A 26,771-nucleotide genomic window follows, 5' to 3' on the forward strand; every position below is an offset into this window, starting at 1 on the left:
TTGTTTCAAAGCCTGCGCGATGCCACAGGGTAGGCGCCAACGGGTTTGACGCAAGTAAGGGGTGCACGGGATGGACAACCTGATCGAGAAGGCGCTGGCGGCTGCGCAGGATGGCTGGGAGATCGCCCAGGGCTGGCTGACCTCGCCTGCCGCATGGTCGCAATTCGCGCTGCTGGTGCTGGCCTATCTCGCCGCATTTTTCGCGGCCAAGCGGCTTGGCCCGGTGCTGAAGCGGGTGATCGCGCCGCCGGAGGCGCAGCGCCACATCGTTGCGCGGGCGCGCCGCTTCGTGCTGATCTTTCTGCCGCTGCTGCTGCCGCTTCTGGCCTATGCCTTCACCGCGATGGGCGAACAGGTGACGCGCTCGCTCTTCGGCTCCGGCGCGGTGATCGCCTTCGGCAAGCGGGTGTTCCTGTTCCTCGCCGCGCGCATTCTGGTGAAGCACATCGTCACCGACCCGTTCCTGCGCCTGCTTGGCCGCTATATCCTCGTGCCCGTCGCCGCGCTCTACGCGCTTGGGCTGACCGACGAAATCGTCGTCTGGCTTGCCGGGCTTACGGTGACGATGGGCAATATCTCGTTCTCGGTGCTGTCCATCGTGCGCGGGGTGATCGCGGGGGGCGTGCTGTTCTGGCTCGGGCGCTGGTCGAACGATCAGTCGGCGGCCTTTATCGGCCAGCAGCAAGACCTGCGCCCGGCCACCCGCACGCTGGCGATCAAGGCGGCGGAGATCGCGATTTTCGGCGCCGCCTTCCTTTTGCTGATGAACATCATGGGTATCTCGCTGACCTCGCTCGCCGTGCTTGGCGGCGCGATCGGTGTGGGCCTTGGCTTCGGGCTGCAGAAGATCGCGTCGAACTTCATTTCGGGGGTGATCCTGCTGCTCGAAGGGCAGGCGACCGTGGGCGATTATGTGGAGCTGGATGGCGGCGAGGCGGGCACCATCGTGAAGATGACCGCGCGTGCCGCGATTCTGGAAACCTTCGACGGGCGCTGGATCGTGGTGCCGAACGAGGATTTCATCGTCACCCGGGTGACGAACTATTCCGATTCGGGCAGCGCCAACCGCTATGAGGCGCCCTTTTCCGTCTCCTACAAGACCGACATCAACCGCGTGCCGGCGATCATCGAGGCGGCGGTGGCGAAGCTCGATTTCGTTCTCACCGATCCGGAGGGCCCGGATTGCGAGCTGCGCGGCTTTGGCGAGTCGGGCATTGATTTTGCCTGCGAATTCTGGGTGAACGGCATTGACGACGGGCGCAACAAATACACGTCTCAGGTGCTTTTCGCGATCTGGAACGCGCTGAAGGAGGCCGATATCGAGATCCCCTATCCGCATCGGGTGATCGAGATAAAGGGCGGCGGCGCGGCGTGAGCCGGGCGCTGGTCATCGGGGCCGGGCCGGCCGGGCTGATGGCGGCGGATGCGCTTGCCGGGGCGGGGCTTTCGGTGCTGGTGGCCGAGGCCAGGCCCTCGGTGGGCCGCAAGCTGCTGATGGCGGGGAAATCCGGCCTCAATCTCACCAAGGACGAGCCGCTCGACGTTTTTTTGAGTGCCTATTCCGGCAGCGTGGCGGGGCCGGTGCGCGAGGCGGTGGCGGCGTTCGGCCCCGAGGCGGTTGCCGATTGGGCGCGCGGACTGGGGCAGGCGGTGTTTACCGGCTCGTCGGGCCGGGTCTTTCCCAAAGCGATGAAAGCCTCGCCGCTTCTGCGCGCCTGGCTGCAGGCGCTGGACGGGCGGGGGATCGAGGTGTGCACCCGCTGGCGCTGGCTGGGGTTCGATGGCGACGGGCTGGCCTTCGACACGCCGGGGGGGCGTGAGGTGCTGCGCCCGGAGGTGACGGTTCTGGCGCTCGGCGGTGCGAGTTGGGCGCGGCTCGGCTCGGACGGCGCCTGGGCGGATGGGCTTGCCGCGAAAGGCGTGGCGCTCGCGCCCTTCGCGCCGGCCAATGCCGGGCTTTCGGTGGCGTGGTCGGCGCATATGCGCAGGCATTTCGGCGCGCCGGTGAAGGTGGCGCGGCTCACGGCGGGTGAGACCAGCCTGCGCGGGGAATTCGTGATCTCGTCGCGCGGGCTGGAAGGCAGCGCGATCTACGCGGTGTCGAAAGCGGTGCGCGAGGGGGCGGCGCTTAGGCTCGATCTTTGCCCGGACTGGTCGCCGGACGAGGTGGCCGCCCGCCTGGCCCGCCCGCGCGGCAAGGCGACGATGGCGGCCCATCTGCGCAAGGCGCTCAAGCTCGACCCGGCGCGCCTGGCGCTGCTGATGGAATTTGGCCGCCCGCTGCCGGACGGTGCTGCGCTGGCGCGGCTGGTGAAGGCGCTGCCGGTGCGTCATGCGGGGCTGCGCCCGCTCGACGAGGCGATCTCGACCGCCGGGGGCATTCATGCCGACGCGCTGGACGGCTTCATGCTGCGGGCGCTGCCGGGGGTATTCGCCGCCGGGGAAATGCTGGATTGGGAAGCGCCGACCGGGGGCTATCTGCTCACCGGCTGTCTGGCCACGGGGCGGGCTGCGGGCGCCGCGGCGGCGCGTCGGGCTGGCTGAGAGAGCCGGGGGTTTGCCACCCCCGGACCCCCGGCGAGTATTTTTGCAAGGATGAAGGGGCCGTTAAGGTTAGGCGATGACATACTTGACAAACCAGACCTAATTTCATATATTGGAGTCAAGGAGATAAGGTTATGTCAGTTCTTTCCGCCGCCTACATGCACGACGAGTCCGCCGCCTTCGAGCACGTTGAAAGCCTGCTGTGGCCGGATGGCACGGTCTGCCCGCATTGCGGCGTGGTAGATAACGCCTACAAACTGACCGGCGTGCGCTCCAAACCGAGCAAGAAGAACCCGGAAGGCAAAGAGCGCCATGGCCTCTACAAGTGCAAGGAATGCGGTAAGCAATACACGGTCCGCAAAGGCACCATCTTCGAAGAAAGCCACATCGACCTTCACCTATGGCTCCAAGCCATTCACCTGATGGTGTCCAGCAAGAAGGGCATCAGCAGCCACCAACTCGCGCGCACGCTGGAAATCACGCAGAAGTCCGCGTGGTTCCTGTCTCACCGTATCCGCGAAGCAATGCGCGATGGCGATCTGTCTCCGATGGGTGGCGGCGGCGGCGTGGTGGAAGCTGACGAAACGTTCATCGGCAATGACCCGGATCGACCGAAGAAACCGGGCCAGCGTCACTATCACCACAAGATGAAGGTTCTGAGCCTTGTGGATCGCAACAGCGGTCGTGCAAAAAGCTTCGTGGTCGATGCGGTCAACAAGAACACGATCCTTCCGATCCTTCAGGAGAACATGGCGCGCGAAGCCCGCCTGTTCACGGATGAAGGCTCTTGGTATCTGCCGGTTGGCCGCGAGTTCGCGGATCATCAGACCGTTCAGCACCGCAAAGATGAGTATGTGCGCGGCGAAGTCACCACGAACACGGTCGAAGGATATTTCTCGATCTTCAAGCGCGGCATGAAAGGTGTGTATCAGCACACCAGTAAACGCCACTTGCACCGCTATCTCGCGGAATTTGATTTCCGCTATAACCATCGGATCGCAAATGGTGTGGATGATCGGTCAAGGGCTACAATTGCCCTACAATCAATTGTAGGAAAGCGCCTAACCTATGCGCAATAGACTTCTGATTCACGCAAATGACAATGCGTTATGAAGTTCTTCACCGCAGGAAAAATAATCTTACATTGAATTTAAGTGGTGGCAGAAATCCTTGCACGGAACCGGCTTGCCGGGCTGCGTCTACCACGAAAAGAGGGAGCGGATACCCGCTCCCTCCGAGTTCAGAAGTGGATGGTCAGAGTTCGATCCTGAACGCTTTCTTTCCGTACCACTTGGCCCAGATACGACGACCGTCCTTTGTCGTGATGTAGGGCCGATAGACGACACGCTTGTCGTCTTTTGGTTTGTCCATAGGGGTTCTCCTCTATTGGACGTGAACCGCTCCCTCAGATTTGCTTTCCACGGCTAGTGTCTGAGGGGGCGGGCCTTCTGAGCGACATTCAGAACGCTTTGTCGCCCGAGGTTCTCATTCTGTGCACCACTCCTGAAACCGGATAGGCTGGTGCAGGTTTTGGTTGAGATTGACTGGGTTCTTGATTCGCAAACTCTGTAAGGCGGTAAACATCATCGTCATAAACAACCACGCCGTCATGCTTGAGACGCGAAAGCAGACTGGATACGGAGCCTCGCTCTAGTTCGATCCCTTTTCCCTTCGCCAGATCCAAAGCAGAATTTGCATTTAGGCCTTTGCTCCCAACTTCGGTCAGCAGATCAATGACAGTCTGCTTGACACTACCCTTTCTTGCCCTGCCACCTTTCTTAGCGGCTGGCACCTCTTGAAGCATTTCAAGCAGTAGAGTTTCTTGGGCTTTGAGTTTCTCAATGTCGCGCTGGATAACTTCCAGGCGCATACGAAGATCAGCCATAGTGGGCGCTCTTGCCATAGCGTCCTCCTTTCAGTGGTGGCCCCGGTGGGACTCGAACCCACAAACCTTGCACGGTGTCCGTTTTAAAGACGGCTGCGTCTACCAATTCCGCTACGGGGCCTATATGTTGTGTCGTGGGCTGTAACCCACGCTTAGGATTGTGGAAGTCGCCTGCCTAAGAGTCAACGACAACGTTGCTAATATAAATCAGCCGCAAGGATATTAAGCGTTTTCAATGTGTTATGATTCAACTAACTTTTGAAACATCAACAGGCAGTTGACTATTCTAGAAATGCGACGATCAGAATTACCGAATCATCCGCGAAAGCAAGACCAAAATGGGCACACAGAAGAAACCACAGAAGTCACAATCCGAGAAGTTCAAAGAAGCCGCCCGCGAACTCGGCACAAATGATGACGAAGCCAAGTTCGACGCTGCACTGAAGAAGCTCGCCAAGCCGAAACCGAAGGAAGGGGAAAGGGGCGAGTAGGGCCGGGCTCGAACCGGCGACCTCTCGACCCTCAATCGAGCGCGCTAACCAACTGCGCTACCCACTGACAACCTCAAAAGAGGCCGACAGACTTTGACTAACTACAATCGTGTGGTGCGTCAAGTATGTCATCGCCTAAGGTTAATCGGCATTAAGGTTAATGCCTGGACAAAGGCCCGGAGGTGGGGCTGGCCGGGCTGTTGCCGGAGGCGATGGCGGGCGGGGTGAGCGCTCGGGCGCGGTGCTTGGAGGAGAGATGGGAGACCGTTGCCGTGGGACAGGCGGGGAAGGATTGCGGGCAGGCTGCACCGGGTGCCGTGGAGATGCCGGGCGCGGCGGTTATGGTACGGCGGTTTGGGCCGAGGGCTGGCGGTGCGGTGAGGGCGGCGGGCGCGGCGGTGACGATGCGGCAGGTGTGGGGCGAGGGCTGGCGGAGCGGTGAGGGCGGCGGTTGCTGCGGTGATGATGCAGCAAGTGTGGGGCGAGGGATGCCGGGCGCGGCGGCGATGATGCGCCAGGGGTGGCGCGAGTGATGACGGAGCGGTGAGGAGGGTGGGCGGTTGCTGCGGTGATGATGCAGCAAGTGTCGGGCGAGGGCCGGCGGCGCGGTGAGGAGGGTGGGCGGTTGCCGCGGTGATGATGCGGCAGGTGTGGGGCGAAGGATGCCGGGCGCGGCGGCGATGATGCGCCAGGCGTGGCGCGAGTGCTCGCGGTGTGGTGAGGGCGGCGGGCGCGGCGGTGACGATGCGGCAGGTTGTCGGGCGATGGATGCCGGGCGCGGCGGTGATGATGCGACAGGTGTGGGGCGAGGGCTGGCGGAGCGATGAGGGCGGCGGGCGTGGCGGTGATGATGCGACAGGCGTGGCGCGAGGGCTGACGGCGCGGTGAGGGCGGCGGGCGCGGCGGTGACGATGCGGCAGGTGTGGGGCGATGACATGCGGCGCGGCGAGGACGGGGCGCGGTTGCGGTGATGTTGCGCCGGCGTGCCGGGGACAGAAGGCGGTGTGCGTGATGTTGCGGCGGGTGCCGTGATGTCGGGACGGATGCAGGGCGTGTGCGGGCGGTCGCGACAAGGTTACGCCGGGTGGCCCGTCGCGCCCGGGGTTCAGGCCAGCGCCCGCACCCGTTTGAACGCCGCGCGGCTGCGCATCCGTTTCACATAGGCGTTGAACGCCTCGTTGGTCAGCGGGAATTTGGCGCCGAAGGCCCAGTTGCCGCAATGGGCGGCGAGGATGTCGGGCAGGGTCATCTCGTCGCCCATCAGGAAGGGCCCCTCGCCCATGCGCCGCATGAGCTCGTTCACGCTGCGTTCGAACTCCCATTTGAGCGAGGCTTTCACCGCCGGCACGCGCTTGTCGTCGGGCAGCACGAAGCTGTGGCGGGCGGCGGTCCAGAGTGCGGCGTCGAGTTCGTCGTTGATGAAATGGGTGAACCCGTCCTGCCGCGCGCGTTCGGTGCTGCCGCAGGGATAGGTGAACTGGCCGTGACGGTCGGCGAGGAAGCTCATGATCGCGACGGAATCGGTGAGCGCCACGCCATCGGCGATCAGCACCGGCACCTTGCCCGCCGGGTTCACCGCGCGGGCCTCGTCCGAGTGCGGGGCGGCCTTGATATGGCTGTAGCCCGCGCCGAGCTCTTCCAGCATCCACAGCACGCGAAAGGTGCGGGTGTCGAGATTGCCGTAGACCTGGTACATGCCGTCCTCCCGTTTCGCCTATTAGCCAGAGCGGGCGGCAGAATGGCAAGGGCCGGGTCAGCCGCGCGGCATGTAGGCCAGCCGGATCAGCGCGCGTTCCATCAGCGCCGCCTGCGGGGCGCGGGAGGAGGAGCGCAGTTGCAGATCGGTGTCGATCAGCAGTTCCAACGCCGCTTCCAGCCGGTTCACCCCCCAGGCCTGGGCCTGGCGGACCATCCTGTCGCGCGATTTGAAATGCACCGGGGGGCGGGCGCGGGCGATGCCCCTGGCGGGGCCTTCCGGGTCTGATGCGGCGAGGTGGAGGGTGCGGAAATGCCGGGTGGCGGCGATGCAGAGGCCGACCGGCTGCACCCCCTGCGCTTCCAGCCGGGCCAGAAGCGGGCCGAGATCGCCCGCCCGCGCTTCGGCGGTGGCGTGCAGCACATCGTCCATCTCGGCCTCGGTGGAGGCGGGGGCGCAGGCCAGAACGTCGGCGGGCGTGGTGGGTGTGGGATCGTTCAGCTTGTAGAGCGACAGCTTTTCGATGGTCTGGCGGAAATCGCCGGGATCGAGCACGCGCGACAGGCCGGTGATGTCGGTCATCGCTTCCGGGGCGATCTGGCGCAGCCCGGCCTTGGCGAGTTCGGCCTCGATCTCGTCGCGGGTGGGCGGGTCGTCGTAGACGCCCACCGCATAGGCGTTGGTGTGGCTCTCGAAATACTTGCGCAGGGCCGAGCGTGGTGTGAGCGTGCCCGCCGTTACCACGACGGTGGCGTCGCCCTCCTGCCAGTCGTCGAGCGCCGGGGTGATGGTTTTGGCGAGCGTATCGGTTGCGTCTTCGACGAAGGCCACGCGCGGGCCGGGGAAGAAGCCCTGTGCCTTGATCGCATCCGACAGCAGGGCCGGATCTTTGCGCAGCTCGCTTGCCGGGATGCGGGTGAGGCGCATTTCTTCCTCGCCCTCGGGGCCGACGAGGTTTGCAATCAGTTCCTGCCGCTTCAGGGCCACGCGCATCGCGTCGGCGCCATAGATCAGCACCCCGGTGCGGCCCGGCTCGGGCTTCGCGAAGAAGCGCGGGGCGTCGCGGGGGGTGAGCTTCATCTCAGGCGACCACGTTGACGATCCGGCCCGGAACCACGATCACCTTTTTCGGCGCCTTGCCGTCGAGCGCGCGTATGGCGCCATCGGTGGCGAGCGCCAGCTTCTCGATCTCGTCCTTGGCCATGTCTTTCGGCACGGTGATCTCGTCGCGCCGCTTGCCGTTGACCTGCACGGGCAGGGTGACGGTGTTTTCCACCAGCATCGCGGGATCGGCCACGGGCCAGGGGGCATTGGCCACGAGGCCCTCGCCGCCGAGACGTGCCCAGATTTCTTCGGCCAGATGCGGAGTCATCGGCGACATGAGCTGCGCCATCACCTTCGCCGCCTGCTGCTTGGCCGCCGCGCCGGCGGTGGATTTGGTGAGCGTGTTGGTGAAGGCGTAAAGCCGGGCGATCGAGGTGTTGAACAGGAAACCGTCGATCCCCTTGGTCACCGCGTCGATCGTCTTGTGCATGTCGCGCAGCAGATCGTCATCGCCGCTGCCGTCGCCCTGCAGATCGGCGATCTCGTCGGCCAGACGCCAGACACGGGCGAGGTGCTTCGCGGCGGCCTCGGCGCCGGCTGCCGTCCATTCCACATCGCGCTCGGGCGGGCTGTCGGACATGACGAACCAGCGGGCCGTGTCGGCGCCGTATTGCTCGACGATATTCACCGGGTCGACCACGTTGTTCTTGGACTTCGACATCTTGGCGGAGGGCACGATTTCCACTTCCGCGCCGCCCGCCTTGAGGAAGCCCTTGCCGTCGCGCAGCTCGACCTCTTCGGGGTAGTGGTAGACCGGGCGGCCATCGGCGCTCGTCGTCTTGAAGATCGCGTGCGTCACCATGCCCTGGGTGAAGAGCGCGTTGAACGGTTCCTTGCACTTCTCGGGCAGGTGCCCGGTGATGTGCATGGCGCGGGCGAAGAAGCGCGAATAGAGCAGGTGCAGGATCGCGTGCTCGATGCCACCGATATATTGATCGACGTTCATCCAATAGGCCACGTCTTCCGCCACGGTGGGCGTGTCGGCATGGGGGTTGGTGAAGCGGGCGAAATACCAGGACGAATCGACGAAGGTGTCCATCGTGTCGGTTTCGCGCTGGGCGGGGCCGCCGCAGCTGGGGCATTCGGTGTGGCGCCAGGTGAGATGACGGTCGAGCGGATTGCCCGGCGTGTCGAAATTCACGTCGTCGGGCAGGCGGACGGGAAGGTTTTCCTTCTTCTCCGGCACCGCGCCGCAGGTGTCGCAATGGACGATGGGAATCGGGCAGCCCCAGTAGCGCTGGCGGGAGAGGCCCCAGTCGCGCAGGCGGTATTGGGTCACGCCTTTGCCCCAGCCCTGCTCTTCGGCGAAGCGAATCGTCGCCTCGATGGCTTCTTCGCCGGTGGCCACATCGAGCCCGGCGAAATGGTTGACCCATTTCACCTTTTCCGTTTTCGGCGGCAGGAAGGCTTCGTTTTCCACCGGCTTCGGATCGTTCAGATCGAAGAACGTGTCGATCACCGGCAGGCCGTATTTGCGGGCGAAATCGAGGTCGCGCTGGTCATGCGCTGCCGAGCCGAAAATCGCGCCGGTGCCATAATCCATCAGGATGAAATTGGCGATCCAGACCGGCAGTTCCCAGTTCTCGTCGAGCGGGTGCTTCATGCGCAGCCCGGTATCCATGCCCAGTTTCTCGGCGGTTTCGATGGCCTCCGCCGTGGTGCCGCCCTTGCGGCATTCGGCGACGAATTTCGCAATGTCGGGGTTTTCCGCTTCGAGCTTCCGGGCAATCGGGTGATCGGGGGAAATGCCGACGAAGGCCGCGCCCAGCAGCGTGTCGGGCCGGGTGGTGAAGACCTCGATGGGCTCGCCTTTGCCCGCCGGCTCGAACGAGAAGCGCAACCCGCGCGATTTGCCGATCCAGTTGGCCTGCATCAGCCGCACTTTCTCGGGCCAGTCTTTCAGCGTGTCGATGGCCTCCAGCAGTTCTTCCGAGAAGTCGCTGATCTTGAAGAACCATTGCGTGAGTTCGCGCCGTTCCACCTCGGCGCCGGAACGCCAGCCCTTGCCGTCGATCACCTGTTCGTTGGCGAGCACGGTCATATCGACCGGGTCCCAGTTGACCACCGCGTTCTTGCGGTAGACGAGGCCCTTCTCCAGCATGTCGATGAACATCGCCTGCTGCTGGCCGTAATAGTCCGGGTCGCAGGTGGCGAACATCCGGCTCCAGTCGAGCCCGAAGCCGAGCGGCTTCATCTGGGCGACCATCGTGTCGATATTGTCGTAGGTCCAGGTTTTCGGATGCCCGCCGGAAGCCATCGCGGCGTTTTCGGCGGGCATGCCGAAGGCGTCAAATCCCATCGGGTGCAGCACGTTATGCCCGGTCGCCATCTTGTAGCGCGCCACCACGTCGCCCATCGTGTAGTTGCGCACATGGCCGATATGGATGCGGCCGGACGGGTAGGGGAACATTTCGAGCACGTAATATTTCGGCTTCGAGGTGTCGCGCCGGGCCTCGAACGTGCCGGCCTCGTCCCAGGCTTTCTGCCATTTCGGTTCGATGATGCTCGCGTCGTAGCGGGACATGCGCGGGTACTCCGGATATGAAAACGCCGGGCTCGGGGCCCGGCGCTGGTTTAATCATGCGTATTCGCGGGGTCCAGCCCCGGGGATCAGAGATTGTAATCCTGAATGCGAAGCTGACGGGCGCGGGCCAGGATCGCGTCTTCGATCTTGTGGGCGGTCTCGGTCGAGACGGCACCGCCGCGCGACTGCACGGCAACCTCGATCGAGCGGGCGTCGAGCGCCGGGTCGCGCACGAAGACGGTGGCCTTGTAGGCGCCGCCGCCGCCCGGCGGGGTGCCGTAGCCGAAGACCATGACGCCGGTGAACGGGTCGGCGGCTTCGAGCGGCATGAAGTTCAGCACGTCGAGCGCGGCGTTCCACAGGTACTTGTTGACCTCGACGGTGGTGTTGGGATCGTCGCGGTCGGCGAAGAGATCCCAGATCGTCTCGCGCTCGGGCCGCGAGCGTTCGCGCGCGGGGCGTTCGTTGTTGACGACAACCGTTTCGGTGCCGCCGCCAAAGAAATTGCCAAAGCCACCGTCGCCGCAGCCCGCCAGAGCCAGCAGGCCCGTGACGATAAAGAGCTTTGTGGTGGTCTGCCCGATGCGCATGAGAATGCCCCGCTCGTCCTAAATCTGTCTCTAAGTAACCAACGCCCCAAGCACGGGCAAGCGTTTTCCCCGCCCTCTATAGAGTGCGGCAGGCGGGGGCACATACAAGACTGTGGCATAGCTGCACCATACCGCGGAGCAATCGCGGGCTTCGTGCTGGATCGCTTGCAATGACCCCGGGAAAGAGAGAGGAAACAGCATACTCAATTCGGATTCCCCTGGATTGAGGTGCACCTTTAGAGAAAACGAGGGAAACGAAATGAAAAAGATCCTTCTCGCTTCGACGATCCTGGTGGGTACCGCCGGTTTCGCCGCTGCTGACAATGCAAACTTCACCTTCTCGGGCGCTGCCTACGCTGGTGTTGCCTACTCCAACCTCGGCGCCGGCACCTTCGCTCCGGAAGTCTCGGCCGAGTTCACCGCCGGCATGATGACCACGACCGATACCGGTCTGGAAGCCGGTGCGTCGGTTACCGTTTCGGCCCGTGGCCTGAGCTTCGACGACGACTACACCACCACCACCTTCGGCCTGCTTTCCGAAGACGGTTCGTCGATCTCCAACGCGTCGGTCTACCTCTCGGGTGACTGGGGCAAAGTGACCGTGACCTATGACGACGATGGCTCGGGCGCTGGTGCGACCACCACCGACTGGGACGTTGTGTTCGCCTACTCGAACACCTGGGGTGACTTCAGCGTCAACGCCTACTACACCGTCGCGATCGACGGCGCGACCGGCACCAATGGTGACCTCGGCGTGACCGGCACCTACTCGTTCGGCGATTACTCGGTCTATGCCGAGTACGACTTCGACGCCTGGGACGCGACCGCCGCTGGTGCTGAGCACCTGGTCGGCGTCGGCATCGACGCCACCTTCGGCGCCTTCTCGGCCGGTGTTGATCTCGACTACTCGATCACCAACTCCGACCTCGACTGGCAAGCCGATGTGGCCTACTCGTCGGGCGCCTACACCATCGGTGCGTTCGTCGACGAAGACGACGCCGGTGTGAACTGGGGCTTCGACGCCGGTCTGACCGCTTCGTACGACCTCGGCGGCGGTGTGTCGATCGACGGTGCTGCGATCCACGACGACGCCACCGACAGCGAGCTGTTCAAGCTCGGCGTGTCCATGGCGTTCTGATCCCAATCAGGGATTTGAACAGGGAAGAGCGGGCTTTGGCCCGCTCTTTTCTTTTTGGGCGGTCTGTGGTCTCTCGGGAGCGAGACAGGAGATGACCCATGCCGCTTTCCGACATCCTTGACCGTATCCGGGCCGAAGAAGAACGCACCGGGCGCGCGCCCGGCTCGGCCCGGCTCGTGGCCGTTTCGAAGGTGCAGCCGCTCGAACGGGTGATCGCCGTGCTCGAGGAAGGCCACCGGCTGTTTGGTGAGAACAAGGTGCAGGAAGCGGCGGCGAAATGGCCGGAGCTGAAAGAGCGCTTTCCCGGTGTCGAGCTTCACCTGATCGGCCCGCTGCAGACCAACAAGGTGCGCCAGGCGATGGAGCTGTTCGACGCGATCGAAACGCTGGACCGCCCGAAGCTGGCCCGCAGCATTGCCCGCCTCAAGGATGAACTGGGCCATTGCCCGCGCCTTTTCGTGCAGGTCAATACCGGCGAGGAAGAGCAAAAAGCCGGAATCATGCCCGCCGATGCGGATGCCTTCATTGCGGAATGCCGGGGCCTCGGGCTGGAGATCGAGGGGCTGATGTGCATCCCGCCGGCCGACGAGGAGCCCTCGCTCCACTTCGCGCTGCTCCGGAAGATTGCGGGGCGCAACGGGATCGCGGAATTGTCGATGGGCATGTCGGGCGATTTCGAGAAGGCCGTGGCGCAGGGCGCCACCTATCTGCGCGTTGGCTCGGCCATCTTCGGAGAGCGGGTATATTCCTGATCCATCAGGCCTGGTCGGGTTGACGGGAAAGGGCTTCTGGCCGACCACACTCTAGAACTCTAGAACTCTAGAACTCTAGAACTCTAGAACTCTAGAACTCTAGAACTCTAGAACTCTAGAACTCTAGAACTCTAGAACTCTAGAACTCTAGAACTCTAGGGTTCTGGTATAGTGTTGAAAATTAACAGATATTTCGGATGCGTCACTGCTTTGGCGTGAGATTCGCCGGTGACTACGAGGGGCGCCGGAGCATCTGTCAGCCCATCTCCCGCAGGCCGATCCGGCCGCGCGGCATCCGGTGGTTGACGAAGATCGCGGGGCCTTTGCCCGGCTCGGGTGTGAGCCAGGTACACCTGCCGGGGAGGACCGGGGCGCAGGGCGGATTGGCGGGCTGGCCGGCGGTGCCGCCGGACTTACAGCGCAGCAGCGCGCTGCCTGGACAGGGGCAAGGGCAGATGTCGAACCGCCCGGCTAATCCGCCATCGACCGATTGTTGCTCTGATACCGATACCCTGCCGCGTCAGCCGAAGATGTTCCCGGTCACTTCCACGAGCACATCCGCCCCGGTGGCGTTCGGTGCACCGCGCAGGATGGCGACGATGGCATCGTTCACCCGCACGATGGCGTCCTGCCCGTCCGCCGAAGGTTCGACGCGCAGGGCCATGTCGCCATGGTCGAGATCGGGGTTCAGCGTGATGCGCAGAAAGTCCTCGCCCACGCTGAAATCGCCCACATCCGCCGCGCCGCTGCCCGTGGCATCGTCGAAATAGACCCAGAAGGTGTCATGCCCGGTGCCGCCAATGGCACTGTCGGCGCGGTCCATGATCAGCGTGTCATTCCCCGCGCCGCCATCGAGCGTGTCTGCGTCATTATCGATGTGCCAGGCAAATTCGTGATGCGGCACCGAATAGGTCTGCTCGACCCGGCCGAGATGGTCGATCACGTCATCACCCGCGCCGCCGGACAGGGTATCGGCGCCGTAGCCGCCGGCGATATGGTCGTCGCCGTCACCGCCGGAGATGGCATCGTCATCCTGCACCGCGTCATCGCCCGCGCCATGCGCGCCGCCCCACAGGGTGTCATCGCCCTCGCCACCGGCGATTACATCGTCGCCCTCGCCGCCGTCGATCCAGGTGGCGGTTGCGGTTCCGGCGAGCCTGTCATCCCCGGCCCCGCCAAAGATCGCCGCCGCGCCGGCGCCGCCGGTGATCGTATCGCTGCCATCGCCGCCAAAGGCATAGGCCGGGGTTGAGCCGAGGGTGATCCGAGTGTCGCCCTCACCGCCCGAAATCACATTGACCGGACCGGCGCTGCCGATCGCCGGGGTGCCGTCGCGGCTGGCGAGAATGACCGGCAGGATCGGGTTTGTGTCCTCGTCTTCCTCGGTATGATCTTCGTTGCCCGCCAGCTCCGTCTCATCGGTATCGGGGCCGTATTTGCCGAGCCAGCCCGCGCCTGCGCTGAAATCCGTCTGAGACCCGAGAAGCCGTTGCAGAAGCGTGGCGTCCTGCGGTGCGGGTGCGTCCTCGCCCGGTTCGTCCACCGGGTCGAGCAGCTCGTCCGGGTCGGTCTCGCCGCCGATGACCGGCTCTTCGTCCTCCTCGACGGGTTTCAGCACCTCATCGGGCGGCACATCCTCGCCCGCGAAGGGTGCCTCATCGCCGGTGATCGGGCTCAGCACCCCGTCACTTTCCTCGTCTTCGGTGAAGCCCGGGATGAACATGCCCCCGGCCGGTCCGGCCGGCTCGTCCGCCGATGCGTCATCGTCATCCGCCGCCCCGGCATCGTCCTGCGCGCCGGGAATGAGATCAGCCAGGAACATAACGGGCAGGAGCCCGAGAAAGAGTAACGCAAAGAACATGGTACCACCCCTGATACATGCCCGGTGATACCACTGGCCGGGTGAAATCCGAAAAGGATAGTATCGACAATTGTTTGTTAACGACTGGCAAGGTTAATGCCGGCCGGGTTAGGCTGGCGGCGACGGGAGGACGGGATGCCGGACGAGAGCACGCCGAACGAGACACTGGCCGCCGAGCTGCAGGCGCTGCGCGCCGAGGTGGTGCGGCTGAACGAGCAGCGCTACTTCCGCGTCGAAAGCTCGCTGTGGCAGGTGGCGTTCTGGAGCCTCGTGCGGGGCCTGGCTTTTGGGCTCGGCTCGGTGCTCGGCGGCACGATCCTGCTGGCTTTCCTGATCCGGATGCTCGGCTCGATAGATTTCATCCCGGTTCTGGGCGACTGGGCGCAGCAGCTCATCGAGGAAATCCAGACCAGCGCACCGCCAGATTAGGCTTTTCAAGCCTGCGGGAATCTCCTATACGCGCGCATCCGGGTTCGCCCGGACCACTCCAGGGGCCTGTGCTGGACGACATCCCGGCCTGCGCCATCAACTCTAACTCGTGAAGGAGACCCCGATGTCGATCACCGTTGAAGAAAAACAGCGCCTGATGAAAGAATACGCCACCAAGGAAGGCGACACCGGCTCGCCGGAAGTCCAGGTGGCGATCCTCACCTCGCGCATTGCGACGCTGACCGAGCACTTCAAGACCCACAAGAAGGACAACCACTCGCGCCGTGGCCTTCTGATGATGGTTGCCCAGCGCCGCAAGCTGCTCGACTACCTCAAGGCGAAAGACGAAGGCCGCTATCTGAGCCTGATCGAACGCCTCGGCATCCGCCGCTAACGGCGTGCTTGCACGCCGAGTCGGTGTAGCGGGTTTTTGAAGAAAACCCGCGGGCCGACACCGGTAGAGATTCAGGAGCGCCCGCGCTGAGAAGCGCGGGCGTTTTGTTTTGGAGAGGGCCTGAGGCTGGTCTATCCTTCGATGCGACGAAACTGGAGGGCTCCATGCGCCGCATCATCCTCGCGACCGTTCTTATCTCGCTTGCTTCTGCAGCAAACGCTCAGGATTGCAGCCGCCCCGGATATGTGCAGTCGATGGCCCTGCTCGCAGAGCATTTCACCGCAAACCAGATCGACCTGTTCAATGTTCAGCTCCAGTTCAATGCGATGGCCGGCTACAGGGAATTGGTGCCGGACGGGCGCTGGGGGCCGGCAAGTGCGGCCAAGGTGTGCCATGCGCTCGAAACCTGGGGGGCCATCAATGGGGCCGATCCTGACACGCTGATGCACACACCCGCGGAGGCGGCGAATTTCGTGGCATGGATGGGAGCCATGGCGCGCGCCAACCTCGTGCCGAATGTCGAGGTTCCGGACTGAGGGTAGTCGGGTTGTTTGGCAAGAACCCTTGAGGAAAATCTGTTTCCTTGTAGCGCCTTTTCCTGTATGGCCCCCCCATCTGAGACGCACGCGCCCCGACCCCGGCGCGGTGAATAGGATGAGAGGGGTCGGCGGCAATGGGGCCGCCATTGAAACGGGAGACCCGAGAGGGCTCGGGAGTGCTCCCTGAAGGATACGCTATATGTTCAATATCACGACGAAATCCATGCAATGGGGTGAGGAGACGCTTACCCTCGAGACGGGCAAAGTTGCCCGTCAGGCCGACGGCTCGGTCATCGCCACTCTGGGCGAAACCTCCGTCATGGCCAACGTGACCTTTGCGAAGGAACCGAAACCGGGGCAGGACTTCTTCCCGCTCACGGTGCATTACCAGGAAAAATACTATGCCGCGGGCAAGGTGCCCGGTGGCTTCTTCAAGCGCGAGGCGCGGCCGACCGAGAAGGAAACGCTGACCGCGCGCCTGATCGACCGTCCGATCCGCCCGCTTTTCGTGCCGGGCTTCAAGAACGAAGTGCTCGTGATGTGCACCGTGCTCAGCCACGACCTCGTCAACGATCCCGATATCGTCGCCATGATCGCCGCTTCGGCTGCGCTGACGATCTCGGGCGCGCCCTTCATGGGCCCGATCGCGGGTGCCCGCGTGGGCTTTGAGGATGGCGAATACATCCTCAACCCCACCGTCGACGACATGCACAAGCTGCGTGAAAACCCCGACCAGCGCCTCGACCTCGTGGTCGCCGGCACCAAGGACGCGGTGATGATGGTGGAATCGGAAGCCTACGAGCTGTCCGAAGCCGAAATGCTTGGCGCCGTCACCTTCGCGCATGAGCAGATCCAGCCGGTGATCGACCTGATCATCGCGCTGGCCGAAGACGCGGCGAAAGAGCCCTTCGACTTCACTCCGCCGGACTATTCCGCGCTTTACGAGGCGGTGAAAGCCGCGGGCGAAGACAAGATGAAGGCCGCCTATTCGATCCTCGACAAGCAGGAGCGCGTGGCCGCTGTTGCCGCCGCGAAGGACGAGATCAAGGCGACCCTCACCGAAGAGCAGCTTGACGATGCGAACCTCGGCTCGGCGCTGAAGAAGCTGGAATCGACCGTGCTGCGCTCGGCGGTGGTGAAGGACGGCAAGCGGATCGACGGCCGTGCGCTCGACACCGTGCGCCCGATCGTTTCGGAAGTGGGCCTGCTGCCCCGCACCCACGGCTCGGCGCTGTTCACCCGTGGTGAAACGCAGGGCCTCGTGGTGACCACGCTCGGTACCGGCGACGACGAGCAGATGATCGACGCGCTCACCGGCACCTACAAGTCGAACTTCCTGCTGCACTACAACTTCCCGCCCTACTCGGTCGGTGAAGTGGGCCGTGTCGGCTCGCCGGGCCGCCGCGAAATCGGCCACGGCAAGCTGGCCTGGCGCGCGCTGCAGGCGGTGCTGCCGTCGGCGACCGACTTCCCCTACACCATCCGTCTCGTCTCCGAGATCACCGAATCCAACGGCTCGTCGTCGATGGCGACGGTCTGCGGGTCGTCGCTCTCGATGATGGACGCCGCCGTGCCGCTGAAGGCGCCGGTGGCCGGTGTGGCGATGGGCCTGGTGCTGGAAGATGACGGCTCCTACGCCGTGCTCACCGACATCCTTGGCGACGAGGATCACCTCGGCGACATGGACTTCAAGGTGGCCGGCACCGAGAACGGCATCACCTCGCTGCAGATGGACATCAAGGTTGCCGGGATCACCCCGGAGATCATGGAGAAGGCGCTGGCGCAGGCCAAGGAAGGCCGGATGCACATCCTCGGCGAGATGGCGAAAGCGCTGTCGGAAGGCCGTCAGGAGTTTTCCGCCCACGCCCCGCGCATCGAAACGATGACCGTGCCCACCGACAAGATCCGTGAAGTGATCGGCTCGGGCGGCAAGGTGATCCGCGAGATCGTGGAAGTGTCGGGCGCGAAGGTCGACATCAACGACGATGGCGTGATCAAGATCGCCAGCCCGAATGCCGAAGCCATCCAGAAGGCCCATGACATGATCCACGCGATCGTGGCCGAGCCGGAAGAGGGCGAAGTCTACAAGGGCAAGGTCGTGAAGATCGTTGATTTCGGCGCCTTCGTGAACTTCTTCGGCAAGCGCGACGGCCTGGTGCATGTGAGCCAGATCGAAAACCGCCGGCTGAACCATCCCTCGGACGTGCTGAAGGAAGGCCAGGAAGTCTTCGTGAAGCTGCTCGGCTTCGACGACCGCGGCAAGGTGCGCCTCGCCATGAAGATGGTCGACCAGGAAACCGGCGAAGAGCTGCCGCCGGAACCCAAGAAGAAAAAGGGCGACGACGACGACGAGTGATCGTCTGACAGCCTGAATGCGAGAAGCCCCGGTGGAAACGCCGGGGCTTTTTTCATTCAGTCGCGCCGCACCGCCACCCGCCCCGTCTCCGTCAGTTCCCACACCTCGCGCCCCTCGATCACCACCACGCCGATCGGTTTGCCGTAGCCGGCGCCGGTGTCGATGTTCACCCGGTTGCCGTAATGGGTGACCGCCGTCACCGGCGTGTGGCCATGCACCACAAGCTTGCCGTGATCGCGGGGATCGTCGTGGAATTCGTGGCGGATCCAGACGAGATCGGTTTCGTCCTGTTCGGCGAGCGGGATGCCGGGGCGGATACCGGCATGGACGAAGATATGGTCTTCGGTTTCGTAGCTAGTCGGCAGGCTCTGCACGAAGCGGCGATGCGCCTCGGGCACAGCCGCCATCGCGCGGGCTTGGAGTTGGAACCAGCGTTCGCGCTCGGCAATCGCGATGCCGTAGGAGGCCAGCGTTTCGGCCCCGCCCACGCCGTCGTGGAACCAGTCCCATCCGACCATCATGTAGGGGTCGATGCGCGGGGTTTGTTCAAGGAAATAGCCCATCAGCCGGTCGTGATTGCCCTTGAGGGCGATCCAGTTTTCACCCCTGCCCTGCCCGGCGAGGATAAAGTCGATCACCCCGCGCGTATCCGGCCCCCGGTCGCACAGATCGCCGATATGGACAACCGGCGCGGCGCTGTCGCCGGTTCGGGCACGGTCGGCGGCGATGAGCCGGTGCGCCCGCTCCAGCTCGGCAAGATAGCCGTGAATGTCGCCAATCGCGTAAACCCGCATCTGCCCGCCTGTTCGAATCCTCTGCGCTTCTGGCTGCGACGGAGTCCGGAAATCCGGATTTCTGGAGTCGATCCCCGGTCAGATCGTCTGATTTTCCTCGTGTTTACAACGAAAACGCCCCGGTGTCTCCACCGGGGCGCTGTTCGGTTCAGGTTTCGTCAAACCTCAAATTCGAGCGGCGCAACCATCTGGAACAGTTCCGACGACCGCAGTTCCTCCAGCACGGCATCCGGCACCGGTGCGTCGATATAAAGCAGCGCGATGGCGTCGCCGCCCGCGGCGGTGCGGCCAAGGGTGAAGTTGGCAATGTTCACCCCATGCGCCCCCATCGTCGCGCCGAGAGCGCCGATGATGCCGGGCACATCCTTGTTGGTCGTGTAGAGCATGTGCTTGCCGATCTCGGCGTCGATGGTGATGCCCTTGATCTGGATGAAGCGCGGCTTGCCATCCGAGAACACCGTGCCCGCGATTGAGCGCTGGCGGGTCGGGGTCTTCATCGTAAGCTTCAGAAACCCGTCGAACACGCCCGACTTGTCCTGCGTGGTGATCGAGGTCTGAATCCCGCGGTCGGCGGCGAGCACAGGCGCAGACACCATGTTCACATCCGGGTTCACCGGCTTCATCACACCCGCCAGCACGGCGCAATCGAGCGCCTTGATGTTCATCTCCGAGGCCACGCCATCGAGCAGCAGGTTGATCTCTTCGATCGGCTCATCGGTGAGCTGGCCGATATAGGCGCCGAGATGGCCGGCCAGCTTGATCCACGGCCCCATCACCTTGGCTTCCTCGGCGGTCACCGCGGGCATGTTCAGCGAGTTGGTGACCGCGCCCGTCAGCAGGTAATCCGAGATCTGTTCGGCCACCTGCAGCGCCACATTCTCCTGCGCCTCGGTGGTCGAGGCGCCGAGATGCGGAGTGCAGACGACGTTGGGCAGCCCGAAGAGCGGGCTGTCTTTCGCGGGTTCGACGGCAAAGACGTCAAAGCCCGCGCCCGCGACGTGGCCCGACTTGAGGGCGTCGGCAAGCGCCTCTTCGTCCACAAGTCCGCCGCGGGCGCAGTTGATGATCCGCACGCCTTTTTTGGTCCTGGCGATGTTCTCTTTCGAGAGGATGTTGCGGGTCTTGTCGGTAAGCGGCACGTGCAGCGTGATGAAATCGGCGCGCTTCAGCAATTCGTCGAGTTCCACCTTCTCCACGCCCATCTTGTCGGCGCGTTCTTCCGACAGGAAGGGATCGTAGGCGATGACCTTCATCTTCAGGCCGCGGGCGCGGTCGCAGACGATGCCGCCGATATTGCCCGCGCCGATCACGCCCAGCACCTTGCTGGTCACCTCGACGCCCATGAATTTCGACTTCTCCCACTTGCCGGCCTGGGTCGAGGCATCGGCTTCGGGGATCTGGCGGGCGACGGCCATCATCATCGCAATCGCGTGCTCGGCGGTGGTGATCGAGTTGCCGAAGGGCGTGTTCATCACGATCACGCCTTTCTTGGAGGCTTCGGGAATGTCGACATTGTCGACGCCGATCCCGGCGCGGCCGATGACCTTCAGGTTGGTTGCGGCGGCGAGCACATCGGCCGTCACCTTGGTGGCCGAGCGGATGGCGAGGCCGTCATATTTGCCGATTTCGGCGATCAGCTTGTCCTTGTCCTTGCCGAGATCGGGCAGGAAATCCACCTCGACGCCACGGTCGCGGAAGATCTGCACGGCGGTTTCGGACAGTTTGTCGGATACGAGAACCTTGGGGGCCATGATGGGGCTCCTTTTGAATGGGGGGCGGTGCGCATGAATGCGCACCCTACGGGGGTGTAGGCTGTGCCTTCAGGCGCACCTATTGATCGGCGATCTCGGCGTTGAATGCCCAGTCGAGCCAGGGAAGCAGGGCGTCCACGTCAGCGGTTTCCACCGTGCCGCCGCACCAGATGCGCAGGCCGGCCGGCGCGTCGCGGTAGGCGCCCACGTCATAGGCCACGCCTTCCTTCTCCAGCCGCTTGGCGACGGCCTTGGCGAAGGCGGCGCCATCGGCGATCCGCTCGTCGGTGAATTTCAGGCAGACGGAGGTGTTGGAGCGCGTGGCCTCGGTTTCGGCGAGGTTGGCGATCCAGGGCGTCGCGTCGCAGAAATCGAAGATGGCTTTCGCGTTGGCGTCGGCGCGGGCGATCAGGCCCTTGAGCCCACCCACCGAGCGCGCCCAGTCGAGCGCGACGAGGTAGTCTTCCACCGCCAGCATCGACGGGGTGTTGATCGTCTCGCCCCGGAAGATGCCCTCGATCAGCTTGCCGCCCTTGGTCATGCGGAAGATCTTCGGCAGCGGCCAGGCCGGGGTGTAGCTCTCAAGCCGTTCCACCGCGCGGGGGCTGAGCACCAGCATCCCGTGCGCCGCTTCGCCGCCCAGCACCTTCTGCCAGGAGAAGGTGGTGACATCGAGCTTGTCCCAGGGCAGGTCCATCGCGAAGGCGGCGGAGGTGGCGTCGCAGAAGGTCAGCCCCTCACGGTCGGCGGCGATCCAGTCGCCATCCGGCACGCGCACGCCGGAGGTGGTGCCGTTCCAGGTGAAGACCACGTCATTGGTGAAATCGACCGAGGCAAGGTCGGGCAGCTGGCCGTATTCGGCGGTCTTGACCACCGCGTCGAGCTTGAGCTGTTTGGTCACATCCGTCGCCCAGCCAGCGCCGAAGCTTTCCCAGACCAGCATCTCGACGCCGCGCGCGCCGAGCATCGACCAGAGCGCCATTTCCACGGCGCCGGTATCGGAGCCGGGCACGATGCCGATCCTGTAATCGGCGGGGATGCCGAGGATCTCGCGGGTGCCTTCGATCGCGGCAAGGAGCTTTTCCTTGCCAACGGCGGCACGGTGCGAGCGGCCCAGCGGGGCGTCGGCGAGTTTGTCGAGGGTGAAAGTGGGGTTTTTGGCGCAGGGGCCAGAAGAAAAGCGCGGATTGGCCGGGCGCGCTGCCGGAGTCTCGGTGACCATTGATGGATATCCTTCCAGATATATGCCCCTCGTTGGGGAGGGGTGTCCCAAGGCCGCAGATACGGCCTGCCTCGCGCCCGCACAATAGGGAAAATGCATCGCTTGCGCCGGTTCGGGCGCGAAATGCGACACGCCATGGAGCGGATCGGAAACTTTGTCCGCCCGGTCAGCCGCTGGCATTTGCCTCCGGAACCGGGTAGAGGCGCGGCGACAGCCGCGGAGGAGCCCATGTTCGTCACCACTCTCATCGCCAAGCCCGGCACGCTCGACCAGGCGCTGGTGGAAAACCTGCGCAATGCCTGGGGCGGGGGCGATGCGACCTGGCTTTCTCTCGGTGAGGCGGCGGAGTTTCCGCTGGAGGCGAAGCCGGGCAATCTTTGGGAGGTCTGGGGCGATCTGCAGACGCTTGGCGTCGATCTCGTGGTGCAGCCCGCCGAGGGGCGGCGCAAGCGGATGCTGATCGCGGATATGGATTCGACCATGATCCAGCAGGAATGCATCGACGAACTGGCCGACGAGGCGGGCGTGGGTCCGCGGGTGGCCGACATCACCGCGCGGGCGATGAACGGCGAGCTGGATTTCGAGGGTGCGCTGCGCGAGCGGGTCGGGCTGCTCAAGGGGCTCGACGCGGGCGTGATCGACAAGGTGCTGGACGAGCGCATCACCTACATGCCCGGCGGGCGCGAACTGGTGGCGACGATGAAGGCGGGCGGCGGCTATGCGGTGCTGGTCTCGGGCGGGTTCACCGCCTTTGCGCACCGGGTGGCGGAGGGGCTGGGCTTTGACGAGGCGCGGGCGAATACGCTGAAAGTGGCGGGCGGCGTGCTGACCGGCACGGTGGCCGAGCCGATCCTCGGGCGCGCGGCGAAGGTGGCGACGCTGGAGGAGGTGAGCGCGTTGCTTGGCATCGGACTCAATGAGGTGATCGCGGTGGGCGACGGGGCAAATGACCTTGGCATGCTCGGCCTTGCGGGCACCGGCGTGGCGCTGCACGCCAAGCCCTCGGTGGCGGCGCAATGCGAGGTGCGCGTGAACCACGGCGATCTGACGGCGCTGCTCTATCTGCAGGGCTATGCGCGGGCGGAGTTTGTAGGCTGACGCGGTGCGCCGTGGTGCCTGACGATGACGGACGGTGATGTCGCCCGGCGAGGCGTGCGGGCCGTCACCCGTTCGCCACGAAGGGGTTCGCTGCTCTCCTGGCACGCAAGTCCCCGGCTTGGTTGCCCATGAGTTCATGAGTTCCTGGCTTCCCTTCAACGGAGTCCCGCCACACCAACCGCGCCCCTCGTGCCCCACACTCCAAGCGTTAACCTTGACCCGCATTAACCTTAACGGCGGTTAACCTTAACGCCCGGTGAAAGGTGCCTCGCGATGGTCGAGGACGGGAGAAATGTTGTCGGTCGGAGCGGGGCTTGCCGTTGGGTTGACGGTGGATCTTCCGACTTGCCACGGTGACTCTCGCATCGGATATGGGCTTTCGAGGCGGCGAATATAGCTGATTTCAAGGTCTTGCGCCGGACGTATCGGGCCCGCTTCGGCGCGTGCATATGATCCTGCGCCCACTGGCAGAATCGCCCGTGCTCATGCTAGGTCTTGTGTCATGCCTGACGACGCCCCCCAGATGAGCGCATCCCGCACCGGAACACGGCCCGTGATCCGCCAGCTCGACGATGCCGCGATCAACCGGATCGCGGCGGGCGAAGTCGTGGAGCGGCCCGCTTCCGCCGTGAAGGAACTGGTGGAAAACGCCATCGACGCCGGCGCGACCCGGATCGAGGTGGCCTATGCCGACGGCGGCAAGACCCTGATCCGCGTCACCGATGACGGGATCGGGATGCCGCCCGACGAGCTGCCATTGGCGCTGAGCCGCCATGCCACCTCGAAGATCGACGGCTCGGATCTGCTCGACATTCACACCTTCGGCTTCCGGGGCGAGGCGCTGCCCTCGCTCGGGGCGGTGGGGCGGCTCTCCATCACCTCGCGCGCCGAGGGGCACGAGGCGGCGAGCCTGCGCGTGGCCGGCAGTGAGATCGGCCCGGTCAGGCCCGCCGCCCTCACCGGCGGCACCGTGGTGGAGCTGGCCGATCTGTTCTACGCCACCCCGGCGCGGCTGAAATTCCTGCGCTCCGACCGGGCCGAGGCGCAGGCGATTGCCGATGTGGTCAAGCGGTTGGCGATGGCCGAGCCGGGGGTGGGCTTTACGCTGCGCGATGTGTCGGGGGGCGGGGAAGGCCGTGTGCTGTTCCGCGCCAGCCCGGAGACGGGCGATATGTTCGGTGCGCTGGCCGGGCGGCTGGCACAGGTGCTCGGGCGCGACTTTGCCGAGAACGCGCTGGCGATTGACGCCGAGCGCGAGGGGCTGCGGCTTACCGGCTACGCGGCGCTGCCCACCTATTCGCGCGGGGCGGCGGTGGCGCAGTTTCTCTTCGTCAATGGCCGTCCGGTGAAAGACAAGATGCTGCTCGGCGCGCTTCGGGCGGCCTATTTCGATTTCCTCAGCCGCGACCGGCACCCGGCGGCGGCTTTGTTCCTCACCTGCGATCCGCATCTGGTGGATGTGAACGTGCACCCGGCCAAGAGCGAGGTGCGCTTCCGCGAGCCGGGCGTGGCGCGGGGGCTGATCGTCTCGGCGCTGCGGCATGCGCTGGCGGAGGCCGGGCACCGCGCCTCGACCACCGTGGCCGGGGCGACGCTCGGCGCGATGCGACCCGAACCCACCGCGCCGCGCCTCTACCAGATGGACCGGCCCTCGCCCGGCCTTGCCCGCTTCGCCACGGCGATGCAGGCCCCGGCGCCCGAGCCGGGCTTTGCCGAAGCCGCGCAGCCCTCGGCACGCTGGGATGCGCCGGAGCCGGAGAAGATCGAGGCGACGGAAAGCCTGCCGCTTGGGGCCGCCCGGGCGCAGGTGCATGAGAATTACATCATCGCTCAAACCGATGACGGCATGGTGATCGTCGACATGCACGCGGCCCATGAGCGGCTCAATTACGAGAAACTGAAGGCGCAGATGGAGGCGACCGGGGTTGCGGGGCAGGCACTGCTGATCCCCGAGATCGTCGAACTCAGTGACGCTGAGGCGGCTCTGTTGCTCGGCATGGCCGATGACCTTGCCCGCCTCGGTCTTGGCATCGAGCCGTTCGGCGGCGGCGCCATTGCCGTGCGCGAGACGCCCGCCATTCTCGGCACGGTGAATGCCGAGACATTGGTGCGCGATATCCTCGACGAGCTGGCCGATCTCGGCAGTTCCGGCACCCTTCAGGCCCGGATCGAGGCGGTGCTGTCCACTGCAGCCTGCCACGGCTCGATCCGCTCGGGGCGCTGGATGCGGCCCGAAGAGATGAACGCGCTGTTGCGCGAGATGGAGGCGACGCCCCATTCCGGCCAGTGCAACCACGGGCGGCCCACCTATGTGGAGCTGAAGCTGGCCGATATCGAGAGGCTGTTCGGGCGGACATGAACGCGGGCGCATATTCCATTGACCTCAACGATCCACTGGTGATCGCGGCGCTCGTCGCGGGCGCGGTGGTGCTGCTGATCGTGATCCTGCTGTTCGTCGTGCTGCTGCGCGCCGGGCGTTCGGCGCGGATGGCCGAGCAGCTTGCCCAGCAGATGGGCGGACTGGGGCAGGCGGTGCAGATTCTCGGCCAGGGGCAGGAGCAGCTCACCGGCGGTCTGCGGTCGGTATCTGACGCGCAGGCCACGGCGCAAACCCAGATGGTGCAGACCATGGAAGCCCGGCTCGCCGAGGTGCAGCGGCAGATGCAGGACCGGCTGCACGACAACGCGATGCGCTCGGCCCGGTCGCTGAACGAGATGCAGGAGCGGATGAACGAGACGCTGAAAGGCTCGGCGGTGAAGACCACCGCGAGCCTGACCCAGTTGCAGGAGCGGCTCGCCACCATCGACAAGGCGCAGGAGAACATCACCCGGCTGTCGGGCGACGTGCTGAGCCTGCAGGATATCCTGTCGAACAAGCAGAGGCGCGGGATGTTCGGCGAGATCCAGCTCAACGACATCGTGTCGAAGGCGCTGCCGTCGGACAGCTATACCTTGCAGGCGACGCTTTCCAACGGAAAGCGGGCGGATTGCCTGATCCACCTGCCCAACCCGCCCGGGCCGATCGTGATCGACGCGAAGTTTCCGCTGGAGGCGTTCGAGAAGCTGGCCGCCGCCGAGACCAAGGAAAGCCAGGCCGCCGCCCTGCGCGAATTCGGTGCAGCCGTGCGCACGCATATCAACGCGATTTCCACGAAATACATCATCGAGGGCGAAACCGCCGATGGCGCGCTGATGTTCCTGCCCTCCGAGGCGGTCTATGCCGAGCTGCATTCCAAGCTGCCGGAAGTGGTGCGCGAGGGGTTCAACAAACGGGTCTGGATCGTGTCGCCCACCACCTGCATGGCCACGCTCAATACGATGCGCGCGATCCTCAAGGATGCGCGGATGCGCGAGCAGGCGGGCGCGATCCGCAAAACGCTGAAACTGCTGCACCGCGACGTGGAACTGGTGGTGGAACGGGTCGGCAAGCTCGACACCCATTTCACCCAGGCGCGCAAGGATCTCGACGATATCGGGGTGGCTGCGGAGCGCGCAGGCAAGCGGGCGACGAAGCTCGACAATTTCGACTTTGAAGAGCTTGCGCCGGAGAGCGACGACGCCGGCGTGGTGCCGCTCGCCAAGGGCTGAGCGCCCTTGCCGCCG

23 protein-coding genes and 1 tRNA gene are annotated in these 26,771 nt (G+C 64.6%); 14 read left to right on the forward strand and 10 right to left on the reverse strand.

Features of this window, described 5'->3' with window-relative positions; all coding sequences use genetic code 11:
- Positions 1-70: 70 nt before the first annotated feature.
- The 3 genes from QMG28_RS03155 (at position 71) to QMG28_RS03165 (ending at position 3,623) form a co-directional block, all read left to right on the forward strand.
- Positions 71-1,375 carry a mechanosensitive ion channel family protein gene (locus QMG28_RS03155; protein ID WP_281840711.1) on the forward strand — a complete coding sequence of 435 codons (1,305 nt, stop codon included), beginning with the start codon at positions 71-73 and terminating at the stop codon, positions 1,373-1,375.
- A complete protein-coding gene (locus tag QMG28_RS03160; RefSeq protein ID WP_281840712.1) occupies positions 1,372-2,544 on the forward strand; it encodes a TIGR03862 family flavoprotein in 1,173 nt (390 codons plus the stop codon). The genes QMG28_RS03155 and QMG28_RS03160 overlap by 4 nt, the downstream gene beginning before the upstream one ends.
- Positions 2,545-2,678: 134 nt before the next feature.
- A complete protein-coding gene (locus tag QMG28_RS03165) occupies positions 2,679-3,623 on the forward strand; it encodes an IS1595 family transposase (protein ID WP_281840713.1) in 945 nt (314 codons plus the stop codon).
- A 380-nt stretch (positions 3,624-4,003) separates the two neighbouring features.
- Here QMG28_RS03165 and QMG28_RS03170 read toward each other — a convergent pair whose 3' ends face one another.
- Positions 4,004-4,429, reverse strand: a complete 426-nt coding sequence (locus tag QMG28_RS03170; protein WP_281840714.1) for a hypothetical protein — start codon at positions 4,427-4,429, stop codon at positions 4,004-4,006.
- A gap of 338 nt (positions 4,430-4,767) precedes the next feature.
- On the opposite strand from QMG28_RS03170, the gene QMG28_RS03175 reads away from it, so the two are divergent.
- Positions 4,768-4,920, forward strand: a complete 153-nt coding sequence (locus QMG28_RS03175; protein WP_281840715.1) for a hypothetical protein — start codon at positions 4,768-4,770, stop codon at positions 4,918-4,920.
- Here the strand turns inward: QMG28_RS03175 and QMG28_RS03180 are convergent.
- Positions 4,914-4,986, reverse strand: a tRNA-Leu gene (locus tag QMG28_RS03180). The genes QMG28_RS03175 and QMG28_RS03180 overlap by 7 nt on opposite strands.
- Before the next feature lie 678 nt (positions 4,987-5,664).
- On the opposite strand from QMG28_RS03180, the gene QMG28_RS03185 reads away from it, so the two are divergent.
- On the forward strand, positions 5,665-5,808 hold the full coding sequence (locus QMG28_RS03185; RefSeq protein WP_281840716.1) for a hypothetical protein: 144 nt from the start codon (positions 5,665-5,667) through the stop codon (positions 5,806-5,808).
- Positions 5,809-6,025: 217 nt separating this feature from the next.
- On the opposite strand, the gene QMG28_RS03190 is transcribed toward QMG28_RS03185, so the two are convergent.
- From QMG28_RS03190 to QMG28_RS03205, 4 genes are all read right to left on the reverse strand, one after another.
- A complete protein-coding gene (locus tag QMG28_RS03190; protein ID WP_281840717.1) occupies positions 6,026-6,616 on the reverse strand; it encodes a glutathione S-transferase family protein in 591 nt (196 codons plus the stop codon).
- Between the two features lie 57 nt (positions 6,617-6,673).
- The gene (gene holA / locus QMG28_RS03195; RefSeq protein WP_281840718.1) at positions 6,674-7,696 is read right to left on the reverse strand and encodes a DNA polymerase III subunit delta; all 1,023 of its coding nucleotides are present in this window, start codon (positions 7,694-7,696) and stop codon (positions 6,674-6,676) included.
- A 1-nt stretch (position 7,697) separates the two neighbouring features.
- On the reverse strand, positions 7,698-10,244 hold the full coding sequence (gene leuS / locus QMG28_RS03200) for a leucine--tRNA ligase (RefSeq protein WP_281840719.1): 2,547 nt from the start codon (positions 10,242-10,244) through the stop codon (positions 7,698-7,700).
- A gap of 86 nt (positions 10,245-10,330) precedes the next feature.
- Entirely contained in the window at positions 10,331-10,834 is a 504-nt protein-coding gene (locus tag QMG28_RS03205; protein ID WP_281840720.1) for a DUF3576 domain-containing protein, read from the reverse strand.
- A 259-nt stretch (positions 10,835-11,093) separates the two neighbouring features.
- Between QMG28_RS03205 and QMG28_RS03210 the strand changes: the two genes are divergently transcribed.
- Positions 11,094-11,972, forward strand: coding sequence for a porin (locus QMG28_RS03210; RefSeq protein ID WP_281840721.1), 879 nt, complete (start codon positions 11,094-11,096; stop codon positions 11,970-11,972).
- A 98-nt stretch (positions 11,973-12,070) separates the two neighbouring features.
- Positions 12,071-12,724 (forward strand): YggS family pyridoxal phosphate-dependent enzyme, encoded by a 654-nt coding sequence (locus tag QMG28_RS03215; protein ID WP_281840722.1) that lies wholly within the window; start codon positions 12,071-12,073, stop codon positions 12,722-12,724.
- 520 nt (positions 12,725-13,244) lie between these two features.
- Here the strand turns inward: QMG28_RS03215 and QMG28_RS03220 are convergent.
- Positions 13,245-14,546: a calcium-binding protein gene (locus QMG28_RS03220; RefSeq protein WP_281840723.1), complete on the reverse strand. Its 1,302-nt coding sequence runs from the start codon at positions 14,544-14,546 to the stop codon at positions 13,245-13,247.
- Positions 14,547-14,720: 174 nt separating this feature from the next.
- Here QMG28_RS03220 and QMG28_RS03225 point away from each other — a divergent pair, with 174 nt between their 5' ends.
- The 4 genes from QMG28_RS03225 to pnp all read left to right on the forward strand — a co-directional run bounded on the left by QMG28_RS03225 (position 14,721) and on the right by pnp (position 18,303).
- Positions 14,721-15,014 (forward strand): DUF5665 domain-containing protein, encoded by a 294-nt coding sequence (locus QMG28_RS03225; protein ID WP_281840724.1) that lies wholly within the window; start codon positions 14,721-14,723, stop codon positions 15,012-15,014.
- Between the two features lie 124 nt (positions 15,015-15,138).
- Complete coding sequence (gene rpsO / locus QMG28_RS03230) at positions 15,139-15,408, forward strand: 30S ribosomal protein S15 (RefSeq protein WP_281840725.1); 270 nt, start codon at positions 15,139-15,141, stop codon at positions 15,406-15,408.
- Positions 15,409-15,572: 164 nt separating this feature from the next.
- Entirely contained in the window at positions 15,573-15,944 is a 372-nt protein-coding gene (locus QMG28_RS03235; RefSeq protein WP_281840726.1) for a hypothetical protein, read from the forward strand.
- A 202-nt stretch (positions 15,945-16,146) separates the two neighbouring features.
- Positions 16,147-18,303 carry a polyribonucleotide nucleotidyltransferase gene (pnp, locus tag QMG28_RS03240; protein ID WP_281840727.1) on the forward strand — a complete coding sequence of 719 codons (2,157 nt, stop codon included), beginning with the start codon at positions 16,147-16,149 and terminating at the stop codon, positions 18,301-18,303.
- 56 nt (positions 18,304-18,359) lie between these two features.
- On the opposite strand, the gene QMG28_RS03245 is transcribed toward pnp, so the two are convergent.
- The 3 genes from QMG28_RS03245 to QMG28_RS03255 all read right to left on the reverse strand — a co-directional run bounded on the left by QMG28_RS03245 (position 18,360) and on the right by QMG28_RS03255 (position 22,070).
- On the reverse strand, positions 18,360-19,097 hold the full coding sequence (locus QMG28_RS03245) for a metallophosphoesterase family protein (protein ID WP_281840728.1): 738 nt from the start codon (positions 19,095-19,097) through the stop codon (positions 18,360-18,362).
- A gap of 158 nt (positions 19,098-19,255) precedes the next feature.
- Positions 19,256-20,848, reverse strand: a complete 1,593-nt coding sequence (serA, locus tag QMG28_RS03250) for a phosphoglycerate dehydrogenase (protein WP_281840729.1) — start codon at positions 20,846-20,848, stop codon at positions 19,256-19,258.
- A gap of 79 nt (positions 20,849-20,927) precedes the next feature.
- The gene (locus QMG28_RS03255) at positions 20,928-22,070 is read right to left on the reverse strand and encodes a phosphoserine transaminase (RefSeq protein ID WP_281840730.1); all 1,143 of its coding nucleotides are present in this window, start codon (positions 22,068-22,070) and stop codon (positions 20,928-20,930) included.
- A gap of 228 nt (positions 22,071-22,298) precedes the next feature.
- On the opposite strand from QMG28_RS03255, the gene serB reads away from it, so the two are divergent.
- From serB to QMG28_RS03270, 3 genes are all read left to right on the forward strand, one after another.
- Positions 22,299-23,168, forward strand: coding sequence for a phosphoserine phosphatase SerB (gene serB, locus QMG28_RS03260; protein WP_281840731.1), 870 nt, complete (start codon positions 22,299-22,301; stop codon positions 23,166-23,168).
- A gap of 523 nt (positions 23,169-23,691) precedes the next feature.
- On the forward strand, positions 23,692-25,527 hold the full coding sequence (gene mutL, locus QMG28_RS03265) for a DNA mismatch repair endonuclease MutL (protein WP_281840732.1): 1,836 nt from the start codon (positions 23,692-23,694) through the stop codon (positions 25,525-25,527).
- Entirely contained in the window at positions 25,524-26,756 is a 1,233-nt protein-coding gene (locus tag QMG28_RS03270) for a DNA recombination protein RmuC (RefSeq protein ID WP_281840733.1), read from the forward strand. Before mutL ends, QMG28_RS03270 begins: the two co-directional genes overlap by 4 nt.
- Positions 26,757-26,771 lie beyond the last annotated feature (15 nt).

Origin of the sequence: Sinisalibacter aestuarii (assembly GCF_027923545.1) — a bacterium.
Taxonomy (GTDB): Bacteria; Pseudomonadota; Alphaproteobacteria; order Rhodobacterales; family Rhodobacteraceae; genus Sinisalibacter; species Sinisalibacter aestuarii.

What these genes read in the sequence shown, in the direction of transcription:
- QMG28_RS03185 (WP_281840716.1), top strand. Translation starts at nt 5,665, where the DNA reads ATGCGGCAGGTTGTCGGGCGATGGATGCCGGGCGCGGCGGTGATGATG.
- serB (WP_281840731.1), top strand. Translation starts at nt 22,299, where the DNA reads ATGTTCGTCACCACTCTCATCGCCAAGCCCGGCACGCTCGACCAGGCG.
- QMG28_RS03245 (WP_281840728.1), bottom strand. Translation starts at nt 19,097, where the DNA reads ATGCGGGTTTACGCGATTGGCGACATTCACGGCTATCTTGCCGAGCTG.
- QMG28_RS03255 (WP_281840730.1), bottom strand. Translation starts at nt 22,070, where the DNA reads ATGGTCACCGAGACTCCGGCAGCGCGCCCGGCCAATCCGCGCTTTTCT.
- QMG28_RS03225 (WP_281840724.1), top strand. Translation starts at nt 14,721, where the DNA reads ATGCCGGACGAGAGCACGCCGAACGAGACACTGGCCGCCGAGCTGCAG.
- QMG28_RS03215 (WP_281840722.1), top strand. Translation starts at nt 12,071, where the DNA reads ATGCCGCTTTCCGACATCCTTGACCGTATCCGGGCCGAAGAAGAACGC.
- QMG28_RS03235 (WP_281840726.1), top strand. Translation starts at nt 15,573, where the DNA reads ATGCGCCGCATCATCCTCGCGACCGTTCTTATCTCGCTTGCTTCTGCA.
- QMG28_RS03190 (WP_281840717.1), bottom strand. Translation starts at nt 6,616, where the DNA reads ATGTACCAGGTCTACGGCAATCTCGACACCCGCACCTTTCGCGTGCTG.
- QMG28_RS03175 (WP_281840715.1), top strand. Translation starts at nt 4,768, where the DNA reads ATGGGCACACAGAAGAAACCACAGAAGTCACAATCCGAGAAGTTCAAA.
- QMG28_RS03205 (WP_281840720.1), bottom strand. Translation starts at nt 10,834, where the DNA reads ATGCGCATCGGGCAGACCACCACAAAGCTCTTTATCGTCACGGGCCTG.
- QMG28_RS03165 (WP_281840713.1), top strand. Translation starts at nt 2,679, where the DNA reads ATGTCAGTTCTTTCCGCCGCCTACATGCACGACGAGTCCGCCGCCTTC.
- rpsO (WP_281840725.1), top strand. Translation starts at nt 15,139, where the DNA reads ATGTCGATCACCGTTGAAGAAAAACAGCGCCTGATGAAAGAATACGCC.
- QMG28_RS03155 (WP_281840711.1), top strand. Translation starts at nt 71, where the DNA reads ATGGACAACCTGATCGAGAAGGCGCTGGCGGCTGCGCAGGATGGCTGG.
- pnp (WP_281840727.1), top strand. Translation starts at nt 16,147, where the DNA reads ATGTTCAATATCACGACGAAATCCATGCAATGGGGTGAGGAGACGCTT.
- leuS (WP_281840719.1), bottom strand. Translation starts at nt 10,244, where the DNA reads ATGTCCCGCTACGACGCGAGCATCATCGAACCGAAATGGCAGAAAGCC.
- serA (WP_281840729.1), bottom strand. Translation starts at nt 20,848, where the DNA reads ATGGCCCCCAAGGTTCTCGTATCCGACAAACTGTCCGAAACCGCCGTG.
- QMG28_RS03170 (WP_281840714.1), bottom strand. Translation starts at nt 4,429, where the DNA reads ATGGCTGATCTTCGTATGCGCCTGGAAGTTATCCAGCGCGACATTGAG.
- QMG28_RS03210 (WP_281840721.1), top strand. Translation starts at nt 11,094, where the DNA reads ATGAAAAAGATCCTTCTCGCTTCGACGATCCTGGTGGGTACCGCCGGT.
- holA (WP_281840718.1), bottom strand. Translation starts at nt 7,696, where the DNA reads ATGAAGCTCACCCCCCGCGACGCCCCGCGCTTCTTCGCGAAGCCCGAG.
- mutL (WP_281840732.1), top strand. Translation starts at nt 23,692, where the DNA reads ATGAGCGCATCCCGCACCGGAACACGGCCCGTGATCCGCCAGCTCGAC.
- QMG28_RS03270 (WP_281840733.1), top strand. Translation starts at nt 25,524, where the DNA reads ATGAACGCGGGCGCATATTCCATTGACCTCAACGATCCACTGGTGATC.
- QMG28_RS03220 (WP_281840723.1), bottom strand. Translation starts at nt 14,546, where the DNA reads ATGTTCCTGGCTGATCTCATTCCCGGCGCGCAGGACGATGCCGGGGCG.